The organism is Glutamicibacter sp. BW77 (genome assembly GCF_002332285.1).
GTDB classification, from domain to species: domain Bacteria; phylum Actinomycetota; class Actinomycetes; order Actinomycetales; family Micrococcaceae; genus Glutamicibacter; species Glutamicibacter bergerei.
Map to the genome: position 1 here is coordinate 83,326 of NZ_NRGT01000037.1, position 11,689 is coordinate 95,014.

Annotated in this window: 10 protein-coding genes; 4 read left to right on the forward strand and 6 right to left on the reverse strand. The window is 53.9% G+C overall.

From position 1 onward, the window contains the following. Positions 1–355 precede the first annotated feature (355 nt). Positions 356–847, reverse strand: coding sequence for an S-ribosylhomocysteine lyase (locus tag CIK74_RS04210; RefSeq protein WP_096254522.1), 492 nt, complete (start codon positions 845–847; stop codon positions 356–358). A gap of 141 nt (positions 848–988) precedes the next feature. On the opposite strand from CIK74_RS04210, the gene CIK74_RS04215 reads away from it, so the two are divergent. After that, the gene (locus CIK74_RS04215) at positions 989–1,567 is read left to right on the forward strand and encodes a purine-nucleoside phosphorylase (RefSeq protein ID WP_096254523.1); all 579 of its coding nucleotides are present in this window, start codon (positions 989–991) and stop codon (positions 1,565–1,567) included. 537 nt (positions 1,568–2,104) lie between these two features. Then, on the forward strand, positions 2,105–2,452 hold the full coding sequence (locus tag CIK74_RS04225) for a toxin-antitoxin system HicB family antitoxin (RefSeq protein ID WP_096254524.1): 348 nt from the start codon (positions 2,105–2,107) through the stop codon (positions 2,450–2,452). Positions 2,453–2,624: 172 nt separating this feature from the next. Here the strand turns inward: CIK74_RS04225 and CIK74_RS04230 are convergent, their stop codons facing one another. From CIK74_RS04230 to CIK74_RS04240, 3 genes are all read right to left on the reverse strand, one after another. Next, the gene (locus CIK74_RS04230) at positions 2,625–4,853 is read right to left on the reverse strand and encodes a polyribonucleotide nucleotidyltransferase (RefSeq protein WP_096254525.1); all 2,229 of its coding nucleotides are present in this window, start codon (positions 4,851–4,853) and stop codon (positions 2,625–2,627) included. Positions 4,854–5,160: 307 nt separating this feature from the next. Next, on the reverse strand, positions 5,161–6,504 hold the full coding sequence (locus CIK74_RS04235) for an exodeoxyribonuclease VII large subunit (protein WP_170947738.1): 1,344 nt from the start codon (positions 6,502–6,504) through the stop codon (positions 5,161–5,163). A 494-nt stretch (positions 6,505–6,998) separates the two neighbouring features. Beyond that, positions 6,999–8,222, reverse strand: a complete 1,224-nt coding sequence (locus CIK74_RS04240) for a serine hydrolase (protein ID WP_096254527.1) — start codon at positions 8,220–8,222, stop codon at positions 6,999–7,001. A 333-nt stretch (positions 8,223–8,555) separates the two neighbouring features. Between CIK74_RS04240 and CIK74_RS04245 the strand changes: the two genes are divergently transcribed. Both CIK74_RS04245 and CIK74_RS04250 read left to right on the forward strand, forming a co-directional pair. Continuing rightward, positions 8,556–9,599, forward strand: a complete 1,044-nt coding sequence (locus tag CIK74_RS04245; RefSeq protein WP_096254528.1) for an NAD(P)-dependent alcohol dehydrogenase — start codon at positions 8,556–8,558, stop codon at positions 9,597–9,599. A gap of 136 nt (positions 9,600–9,735) precedes the next feature. Next, entirely contained in the window at positions 9,736–10,050 is a 315-nt protein-coding gene (locus CIK74_RS04250) for a DUF1883 domain-containing protein (RefSeq protein ID WP_096254529.1), read from the forward strand. Here the strand turns inward: CIK74_RS04250 and CIK74_RS04255 are convergent. Then, positions 10,030–11,010, reverse strand: a complete 981-nt coding sequence (locus CIK74_RS04255) for an ADP-ribosylglycohydrolase family protein (protein WP_096254530.1) — start codon at positions 11,008–11,010, stop codon at positions 10,030–10,032. The two genes, CIK74_RS04250 and CIK74_RS04255, sit on opposite strands and share 21 nt — an antisense overlap. An 84-nt stretch (positions 11,011–11,094) precedes the next feature. Further along, positions 11,095–11,610 carry a PaaI family thioesterase gene (locus CIK74_RS04260; protein WP_096254531.1) on the reverse strand — a complete coding sequence of 172 codons (516 nt, stop codon included), beginning with the start codon at positions 11,608–11,610 and terminating at the stop codon, positions 11,095–11,097. Positions 11,611–11,689 lie beyond the last annotated feature (79 nt).

Sequence of the window (11,689 nt, forward strand, 5' to 3'; positions counted from 1 at the left end):
CGGGAGCTGGACGATTTGGTGGATTCGTCGGATCGGGCGGGTCAATCGGTGTCGTCGGTTCCTCAGGAATACTCGGCCGGGCTGGATCTGGCGGCAACGTGCGGCCTGAGTCTTCTGCCGAATGCGGATTTGTCGACTCCATGATCAGTCCTCTGCTTTCGATCGGCGCTCGCTTAGCAATACGAGTGAGACCATTCAAGATCCAGCGACTTGGTAAAGCAAGAGGCTTCAGGCAATACTCAGCAGAAAATAAGTGCAGCGAGGCCCAGCGCCGTCTGACGGCAAGCGCTGGGCCTCGCTGGATGCTCATGGGCGCGGGCGGGCATTACTGGTGCCACCGGCCCATTACTTTCGCTCAGGCAATATTGCTGCGGTCAAACGCGTCCAGACTGATGCCTTGTTCCAGAATCAGCTTGGCCCATTCCTTTGCCGAGTGCAGGCTGTGATCGCGGTAGTTACCGCAGCTCACCGCTTCGGTGCCCGGAACGTCATCCCAGGTGACTCGCTCTGCCAGATCTTCAAGTGAAGACTTGATCGCTTTGGCAACTTCTTCAGGAGTTGGCTCGCCCCAAACAATCATGTGGAACCCGGTACGGCAACCGAAAGGCGAGAAATCAATGAGACCTTCGAAGCGGGTACGGATCAGACCCGCCATGGTGTGCTCGATGGTGTGCAGGCCAGCGGTAGGGATCTCACCGTGGTTTGGCTGCACAAAACGAATGTCGTAGTTCGTGATGGCGTCACCCTTGGGGCCACGCTCAACGCCGATCTTACGCACGTAGGGAGCCTTGACCTTGGTGTGGTCCAGGGCAAAACTTTCAACAGCTGCAAGTTCAATTTCACTCATGGTTTCAGTCTATCCGCTCCCCCATTAGCAAAATTGAAAAACTTCATAGCCCGTAACCGATAAACTCGAGTGAGCATGCTGGCCGTCGAATCTGTTTCCGGTCAGAATCAAAAAGACTTATTTGTTGTTGAGAGGAACCGAATGTCGGACCAGAAGACCCTGCTCGTATTCGCGCACAGTGATGAAGCATCTGCCTTCGCAGACGTGCCACACATCGTATCCGGAGTAGGGAAGGTCAACGCTTCGGTAGCACTTGCCGGTGCGCTTGCCGACGGCGGCATAGAGCGAGTTATCGTTTTGGGCACCGCAGGGGTAGTCGGTAATGCCGACGAAGACCGTCCGAGCTTGGATACAATTTACCAGGTGACTCGTTTGATCCAGCACGATTTCCCATTGGCCTCAGATGATGTGGTGCCAACCGGCGAGATCCTACTGCCTGATACTCAAGCCACTATGGCTACCGGAGATGTGTTTGTCAGCAACGACGAGCAGCGCGCCCACATTTCCGGCTTGAATGCGCAGCTGGTAGATATGGAAGGTTACGCCTACGCGAGCATGTGCCAGCGTTTTGACGTTCCACTGCAGATCTTCAAGGTTCCTTCGGACTACGCCGATAGCTCCACCAGCATGGACGATTGGGATGCGATTGTCATCGCCAAGAGCGTTCAGCTACGTGAGTTCTATGATGCGCACCTGATTCCGGCTAGCCCAATTAGCTAGAACTACCCTATATTCGGTCTCTGAGCTGTAGGTTCCTAACGGAATCGACGGCGAGGATACCCTAATCACGCAGAACCCCGGCTTCGCAGATTAGCCGGGGTTTTATCGTCCTAGACGATCTTGCATTGACTATTTTCAGGACAAGAGTCCCGAGATCAAACGTGTTCCGTGAGCAAGTTTTCCACAGCTCTAGTCGCATTCTCGAATATTCAATATGATTCATCTATGATCCAACATACATCGAGCACCTCTTGCCAAAGTGGTGCCAATAGTGGAACCATAGAGATATGTCGGGAATAGACGACATAGAAGTTAAAATGAGGGAGAGCCCAAAGAACGTTAAGTTCGCTGACATTCGCAAAGTTTGCGATGCGCACTTTGGACTACCCAGAAATCGGGCAGGAAGCCACTTAGTATATAAGACTCCTTAGCCCGGTGATCCTCGAGTTAATATTCAAAATAAAGACGGAATGGCTAAGCCTTACCAGGTAAGGCAAGTTCTCGAGGCAATCGAGAAAATGAAGGAGATGAGCGGAGTTGACTAATTTGCCTACACCGGCAGTCGCAGCTCACTATAAATACAACGTGTCTTGGTCTCCGGAAGATGATGAGTTTATTGCAACCGTTGCAGAATTCCCATCATTGTCATGGATAGATGAAAACCAGATCTTGGCCCTGACTGGTCTGCGCGATCTTATCGCCGAAGTTATTCAGGATATGAGAGATTCCGGCGAAGAGGTGCCTGTCCCTTTTTCGGTTCGGAAATTCAGCGGGAGCATCCGTGTACGCGTTAGCCCGGAAAAGCATCGAGACCTAACCATCGCTGCTGCCGACCAGAGAGTTTCACTGAATCGGTATCTTACAGAACGCTTAGCTTCCTGCTAAAGGTATGCGCCAACGTAGTACATCTACATTTTAATTTAGTCGTTGCAACTTTGCGCGTTGCAGTGGCTAATTTGTGCCCCTCTCCGATTGCCTTCAGTTAACAATCGCGTCTGGGCAGTAGAAAACCCCGGCTCACAAATGTGAACCGGGGTTTTCAAACTAGAGGAGAGTATTACTCTGCTGCTTCTTCCGAAGCCTCGTCCTCTTCAACAACTGGAGACAGCGACAGCTTTCCGCGGTCATCGATCTTGGTGATCTCAACCTGGATCTTCTGGCCGACCGAGACTACGTCCTCAACATCATCGACGCGCTTGCCGTCGTTGATCTTGCGCAGCTCGGAGATGTGCAACAGTCCGTCCTTGCCTGGGGTCAGCGAGATGAACGCACCGAAGGTGGTCAGCTTCACTACGGTACCCAAGTAACGCTCGCCAATCTCAGGAACCTGAGGGTTGGCGATGGCGTTGATGGCCGAACGTGCGGCTTCAGCGGACTCACCGTTGGTGGCGCCGATCAGCACGGTGCCGTCATCTTCAATCGAGATGTCAGCTCCGGTGTCTTCCTGAATGGTGTTGATCATCTTGCCCTTCGGGCCGATGACCTCGCCGATCTTATCCACTGGGATCTTCACCGAGATGATGCGTGGCGCGTAGGTGGACAGCTCATCCGGGGTGTCGATGGCCTGGTTGACCACGTTCAGGATGTGCAGGCGAGCCTCGCGAGCCTGAGTCAGCGCTGCGGCGAGCACCGATGCAGGAATACCATCAAGCTTGGTATCAAGCTGGATCGCGGTGATGAACTCAGGAGTACCAGCCACCTTGAAGTCCATATCACCCATGGCATCCTCGGCACCAAGGATATCGGTCAGGGCAGCGTAACGGGTTTCGCCGTCAACGGTGTCCGAAACCAGACCCATAGCGATACCTGCAACCGGTGCGCGCAGTGGCACGCCGGCGTTCAGCAGCGACAGGGTCGAGGCGCAAACCGAGCCCATCGAGGTCGAGCCGTTGGAGCTCAATGCCTCAGAGACCTGACGGATTGCGTATGGGAATTCTTCACGCGTTGGAAGAACAGGCACGATGGCGCGTTCTGCCAGGGCACCGTGGCCGATTTCGCGGCGCTTAGGTGAACCCACACGGCCGGTTTCACCGGTCGAGTATGGCGGGAAGTTGTAGTTGTGCATGTAACGCTTGCGGGTTACCGGGCTCAACGAGTCGATCTGCTGTTCCATCTTGAGCATGTTCAAGGTGGTGACGCCCATGATCTGGGTTTCGCCACGCTCGAAGATTGCCGAACCGTGGACGCGAGGCAGAACCTCAACCTCGGCGGAAAGCTGACGGATGTCAGCTAGACCACGGCCGTCGATACGGATCTGCTCGGTCAGGATGCGCTGACGCACGATGTGCTTGGTCACGGCACCGAAAGCCTTGGAGATTTCGCCTGCACGCTCGGCGAAGGCTGAGCCTTCACCGGTAAGCGATGCAACGATCTCGTCCTTGAACTCGCCGGCCGCGTTGTCGCGATCCTGCTTGTCTGCGATGGCGTAGATTTCTGCCAGGCGGGTGGAAGCTGCTGCTTCAACCGCTGCGTAGGCGTCATCTTCGTAGTCGCGGAAGATTGGGAACTCAACGGTTTCCTTCGCTGCACGCGAAGCCAAATCGGCCTGCGCTTCGCAAAGTACCTTGATGAATGGCTTAGCAGCTTCCAGACCCTCGGCAACGACCTCTTCGGTTGGCGCGGTAGCGCCGCCCTGGATCAGTTCCCAAGCGTTGTCGGTAGCATCGGCTTCAACCATCATGATGGCTACGTCGTCGCCTGCAACACGGCCGGCAACGACCATGTTGAACACGGCGTTCTTCAGCTGGCTGTGCTTAGGGAATGCAACCCACTGGGCGCCTTCTCCATCGTCAACCAAGGCAACGCGAACGCCACCGATTGGGCCGGAGAATGGCAGACCCGAAAGCTGAGTAGACATCGAGGAAGCGTTGATTGCTACAACGTCGTACAGCTCATCTGGGTCGATGGCTAGGGCGGTTACAACAACCTGAACCTCGTTGCGCAGGCCCTTGACGAATGCTGGGCGCAGTGGGCGGTCCATCAGACGGCAAGCCAAGATGGCTTCAGTCGATGGGCGACCTTCGCGGCGGAAGAAGCTGCCCGGAATACGGCCAGCTGCGTACATGCGCTCTTCAACGTCCACGGTCAGTGGGAAGAAGTCGAAGCCTTCGCGTGGGTGCTTACCGGCCGAGGTGGCCGAGAGCAGTACGGTCTCTTCGTCGATGTAAACCATTGCAGCGCCAGCGGCCTGCTTAGCCAAACGGCCGGTCTCAAAACGAATGGTGCGGGTACCGAAGCGACCGTTGTCGATCTGTGCTTCGGCGAATTGAATTTCTGGACCCTCCATTAAGGGGGTTCTCCTTTCGATCGCTCCCATAGCTGACGAGCGATCCGTGACGCCCTACCCAGATCTGGTCTTCGATCGAGACCCGCGCTTCAGCCATCAATGGGCTAAAGCGAAAGCCACTACCGAGGACCGCGATACTGGCGGTCAGGACTCACGGTGACGCGGTCAAGGGAGTGTTTTTATCGTTGAGGTCTTGGCCAGCGGCCAAGTCCTACTCTAAGCCTACCGGGAATTGGCAAAAGGTGCAGTTCCACGCGATTTTCGCGGGTGTTGAGAACGCCCTATGCACTTCGGCGGACAGCAGTATTTATTTTGATCCAGGATTCTCGATATCGGTTCTCCGCTTCAGCACCCACCGAAGGTCTCTAGGTGAGCTCGCTCCCTGCAAGCTCTTCCTTAACCACCGCAAGTCCTCCCCAATGGATGACGTTCGCCAGGCCTGTGACTCAATAATCTTTCTGCCTCGATATCCTCCTGTGAACGTCAGTAACATCCAGAGCGCAGGAAATACCGTGATCATTACGGCAGAACCTACAGAAAGACTGGCACTGGAGAAGGTCAAGATGGCGACCAGCGTTGTCCAAAGACACCACCACAATCCGTTAGATAGTGACTTCAAACGTACCGACTGCAGCGCAATCGTTAAGTAATCCCGATAAGACTGCTGATGGACTTCGCTAGCAGCCTTTTGGGCAACTATGCATTGTTCTTGTGACTTTGCGTGCTTTATTCGTTCCAAATCCAAATCGCGCTTGAGGCTATCGAGCAACCGTTCGTTTGTTCTTGCCTGCGCCCGCAATGTTTTTTCTACTGCATTTAGTCTCTGGTTCTCATTTTTGAGATTTGCGTATGAAGGTTGACCATCGAAATAACGTTTGGAATTTTCTTTGCGGATCGATGCACCGGCATCATGCGGAACGGTGAAATTTGCAGACGCAGCCCTAGCCGCCACTGGAATATGTTCACTGTGCCCTAAGGCAGTAATAACTGGAACCTGACAACGAACTACAGCTTCGATGAGATCTCGTTCGTCGAAGACAGCGAAATCCGCATAAGATCCGCCACCGCGAATAATGATGACGGCATCGGCATCACTAGGTTTGAGATTTTTTAGCCTGCTAGATATATCGTCAACCGCTCGTGTCCCTTGGATGTGTGCTTCCACAGCCATGACCGAAACCCGATGCTCTCTGTCGCTTTCGTGCAGGCCCCTCTTAAAATCCGCTAACACCTGAGCGTCCTGACCACAGATAACCACCACGTTTTTGATTTTTCCTGTGGGACGAATACTTTCTAAGTTGCGAATTGGCTTCGGTCGAATCCCGAATTCTCGGGCTACTTTTTGTCGGGAAAGTTCCAGGGGGCCAACTTCGGGAAGGATCTGAACCGCTGCTTGCCTATCACCGGCAATGGGGTCGCTTACTTTCCATACCGGGTTCCTTCGCCACACGTCAAAGTTCGGCTTGGCTGTGACAACTAGCTGTTGCCCTTCGCGGAGCTTGCTGGGAAAAGCGTGCGACGGTGCTTCAATTTCTAATGCAGTCCCACCGTCAATGAGTGTAAGCCACCTTTTATCGGCTGTCCCCCTTACTTTTCCAATGACTTCTCCGCGAAATTGCACCATGCGAGTCGAAGAGATGTGGCTGGCCACAAATCCTCTCACTTGGGCCAATGAGTGAATAGTTGAAGTTTTAGATTGTCCTAGCCGCGTCTCCATACCAACCACGATATGTCGACAATCCGACGGATTGTGGTAATTAGCTCAGATCAAAGTAAAAATTCAAATTTAAACTAAGAACAACCAGACCCACTGATCGACCCAACTAGTTCACCCATCCGCAGCCGCTTCTGGAGTCGCTGTCTGGCGTCCAGTTCATTGAGAACTTCGCACTTTTAACACCGCCAACGGGCTCGATCGACTTTTGAATTCATGAGAGCGCATTTTCAGAGCGTCGTTGTGGAACCGCTAGATCTAAATACACTGACCTCGCAACTGGCAGCAGTTCTTATTTAAATGTCGGAGCAGGTGGCGTTCACCCTGTTGCAGCGAAACCAACTAGTTCAGGTTGCAAAGACCGCACAGAAGCATCGCAACGACTTCACCGACAGAATCCGATCACCACCGCACGAAGACGTTGGTAACTTCTATGCGTTTTCTGGCGCGGTCTGTGCTTCTACGATTAGGGCAGCAGCAATCGAATCGAAAGCGCCCAATGTTGCGTAAAGCTTGATCGGGTCCTGCGGCAATGGCCAACTGGAGAGTTTCACGGCAACCATCTGCGCGGGACGGTTAATGTAGACCATCTGTCCATGGATACCCATGCATAACACCACGTCATTACCGGGATATGGAAACCACATTTGGTTACGGTACATACCGCCGGGCATACGGTAATCCCCCGGGCTAGCGGCAAAAGCGTCTCGTGAATCCGGATCGCCTTCCAACGTTTGTGTAATCCAGTCTTCAGAGAGCACACGTTCCCCCGTCAAGGACAGTCCGTCATTGAGGAATACTGCACCGAATCGGGCAATATCTCGTAGCGTGGCATTGATCCCGCCGTCGAAAGTTCCGGTCCCGTACTGATCAATGCAAATCGTCGCGTCAGATTCGCTACCCAGCTTGCTCCATAAAACTTTAGACATCAGCTGTGGCATTGCGGTTCCTGAAGCGGCCTCACACACCCAGCCGAGCATGTCAGTCTCGCAGGAGCGATACTCAAATACTCCGCCGTGAGCTGTCTTGCGTTGAAGTGTTTTCAGGAACGGGTACATCCCGGTCGGTCCAGGCGTACTGGTTGGTGCCCAGCCGATGGCCTCCGACATCCGGCGGATCCCGGAGAGTGGATCCAAATAATTTTCAGAGAAATCAATTCCTGAACACATATCGAGCAAGTGACGCACCCTCGCGCCGGCATAACCTGAGTCGGCCAATTCAGGGATATAGTCCGTGATCTGGGCATCGGGATCTAGTACTCCCGAGTCGCATAAGGAACCGGCAACGGCACCAATGAGAGATTTACTCATCGACATCAATAGGTGAGAGGAATCTTCATTCATCTGCCCGAAGTATTGTTCTGTGATTACTGTGCCCCGATGCGAAACCATCCAGGCATCGGTATGTGTTGTAGCCATGATCGATCCAACGGTCACCAGCGGAGCACCCGGAATGCTGGACGGCGCTAGAACCAAGTCCAGATTACGAAGCGCAACGGGCAGTTCCGAAGGCGTCGCTGAACCACGTGGAATTTCGGCTGTGGGCAAGAAATCAGCCATATGCTGAAAAGACCAGTGCAGGTTCTCAGGCAATTTCCAATTCAGTGCGTTGATTGCGCCAGCGCCAGTAACAGCGCCTATTTGAGTGTCATCCATGAGAGATCCTTTCAACGCCACACCAGTTAGTAAATGGGAGACTACCATTGAGTAACTCGGATGGGTCTCTTTGACTGTCACGTATCAAATACTTAGGTTCATAACGGGACGACAAAAATGACAGTCAGCCTTCTTCCCTGTCCTTTGAGCCCTTTGAGCCCTAGTTTCATGGATTTCGCCGAGCTAGCTGGGAATTGGCAAATAATCAGGCTCGGCGGGATTATTCTGGCTTCTTGGGCTGTTGTTAATTTCTGGAACACACGCTTTGCCCGATCAGATCTACCCGATTCTCTTGGGGTAAGGCGCATTCACTGAGTACGAGGAAAGAGAACTATGACAACCATGGTCAATGCATACGCTGCACCTTCGGCTACCGAAGGATTGATTCCAACTCAGATCGAGCGACGCGAGGTAGGTCCGCGCGATGTCCTGATCGACATCAAGTTCTCCGGCATCTGCCACTCGGACATTCACACCGTGCGCGGCGAATGGGGACCTCGGTCCTACCCATTGGCTCCAGGCCATGAAATCGCCGGTATCGTGACCGAGGTCGGATCCGAAGTCACCAAACACAAGATCGGTGACCGTGTTGGTGTGGGATGCATGGTTAACTCCTGCATGGAGTGCGAAAACTGCCTCGCTGGCGACCAGCAATTCTGCGACAGCTCCGTCGGAACCTATGGTTCAGTCGATCGCGATGGGACCATCACCCAGGGTGGGTATTCCACCCACGTGGTGGTCACCGAAAACTTCGTCTTGAGCATCCCAGAAGGTATCGAGCTTGATGTGGCCGCGCCGCTACTCTGCGCCGGCATCACCACTTTCTCCCCACTGAAGCGCTGGGGTGCAGGCCCTGGCAAGAAGGTGGCAGTGGTGGGCCTTGGCGGTCTAGGCCATATGGCCGTGAAGATCGCTAGCGCTATGGGAGCCGAAGTTACCGTGCTCTCCCAGTCGTTGAAGAAGAAAGACGAAGGACTGAGCATGGGTGCCAGCGATTACCGCGCCACCAGCGACGAGAGCACCTTCAAGGATCTGCACAAGAACTTCGACCTGATCATTAACACGGTCAGCGCCTCGATCAATATCAGCAATTACCTTGAGCTGCTGCGGGTCAACGGCACCATGGTCAATGTGGGTGCCCCGGCGGAGCCATTGCCGGTGAATGCCTTCGCTTTGATCGGTGGACGCCGTTCGTTCGCCGGTTCACAGATTGGCGGCATCGAAGAAACCCAAGAGATGTTGGATTTCTGTGCCGAGCACGGCATTGGTGCTGAAATCGAGGTCATTGGCGCCGAGCAGATCAACGAAGCTTACGAGCGCGTGATGAAGTCTGACGTTCGCTACCGCTTCGTGATTGACACCGCGACTTTGGTCTAAAAGTAGTATCCAGCGTTCTAAGCACGGCGTTCGAACTATTAACTTACAGTTGATAGTTCGAACGCCGTATCCGCATGCGGCTTCGGGACACAGCTAACGGTTACGCATAACGCTGCTCGATTACAGAGGAATCTCAATGACCGTTCCTGATTTCACCGAATACTCTTGGGATCATCTTGAACGTGGCAGCATCTTGGTAGTCACGCTCAGCGGACCTGCCTACCTCAGGCTCATGGACCCGGAAAATTTCGCAGCATTCCAAGATTCAGAAGATTACGATTTCCGAGGTGGCTTCGCGCGTAAAGCACCGTACCGAATCAAGGTTCCCCGTTCAGGCCCCTGGTATTTAGCGGTTGATCTCAGCGGATTGGGAGTCCGCGGGGTACGCCACGCAGTGAGCGTGAAACCACCACAGCGGCCCGACGGTCCACTAATCGACGAGTTTGAGTGAGAGCTCAACGAGATTTTTTGCGTTCATACCCGGCCAACCATGCAGTATTTCCAACCACTGCGCCGGAATAGCCGGTAACCCATAAGCAGCCCCGACCAACGATCCTGCAATTGCGGCCACGGTGTCCGTATCGACCCCGCCACGTACCGCAGCTTCGACTGATGCGACGAGATGCTCAGCACTCCCACCCTCAGCAACATTGGAAACTTTGATGGAACTCCAAGCGCCTTGGAAGGCTTCAACCACCCAGCCGTTATGTGAGAAATCGCGTGGGCTATTTTCTTCTGCCTGCTGAATGCGTCGTTCCCAAACTAAGGCGCGTTCAAGATTTAGAAGTGGCAGCCCTACGCGGATATCTAGTTCTGCGGTGAGTACGGCGTGACGTACTGCTAGCGTCCATAAAGCGCAGGCTTCGGCTGCCTCATCATCGAAATGAGTGAGTTTACTAATCTCGACTGCCGCTTGGTACGTCTCGTCCGGCGTACGGTCTAGATAAGCCAAGGCAACGGGAGCAGTTCTCATCAGGCTTCCGTTGCCGCCCGAACGACCTGTTTGCCGGTGAATCGCAGTCGCAGCCGAGACTGCATCCTCCGTATTCGGAGCATCGCGCTTATTTACCCGTGCGGTTTGTTCCGCCGCACCGAGAACAGCCCGAGTCTGGGTGCCTACATCCGGCGCATCTTTCACCCAGATAGCCCACTGACGCACCATATAGTCAGATGCGCCTGCGTCGAGTTGTCCTCCGGAGTTCGCTAGTGCGCGTGCAATCACGATCGCCATCGAGGTATCGTCTGTCCACTCTCCGGGGGCAAAGTCACCAAGCCCGCCACCGATCATGGCTACCGGTTTGTCAGCCGGCATGGGAGGACCAAATTCGTACCCCGCGCCAAGAGCGTCTCCCGCGGCCATACCTGTAAGTACTCCACAGATACGGTCTTTCATATCAGACGAAAGCTTCATACCATTCCCATCAGAAAACTTGCACCTTGCCAATGTATTGGCGGTAAATCCAAGTTATCCCGTGTAACCGACACTTTTCAGCACTCAGTCTTTAGGAATATCAAGCGGAAACACGAGAAGCGATCCCGACGCAGTAGCCACTGCCTTCCCGTTTTTATCTACAACTTCTCCTTCGGCGAAGATCACTCGACGTCCCGGCTTGGTAACAGTTCCGGTGCAACGTAGCGGTCCACTATCCGCCAACACCGGACGTAGGTAGTTCACTTTGATTTCGATGGAGGTGTATCCCATTCCTGCAGGAAGCGTCGAGTGTGCAGCGCAACCGAGTGCAGAGTCCAGCACTGCACAAACTAGTCCCCCATGCACAGTCCCAATCGGGTTATACAAAGACTCATCCGGTGTACTTGTGAAAGTGACCGACCCTTCGCTGACTTCGACTAGATCCATATTGAGATGCGACGCGATTGGTGCACCAGGAAGGTCACCGGATGCCATCTGTTTCAGATATTCCAGTCCGGAAAGTAACGGGAGCTGATCCATGGCGTCAGCAGGATCTCTCCACTTCACAAGTTTTTCACGGGCGTCAGTTCTAGCTTCCATTAATATGGCTCCTTTAGCCTTGAGTTTCTGTTTTCTCGGGCAACGGCACATTTTGTAGGTGTTAAATCCCCGTATCGGG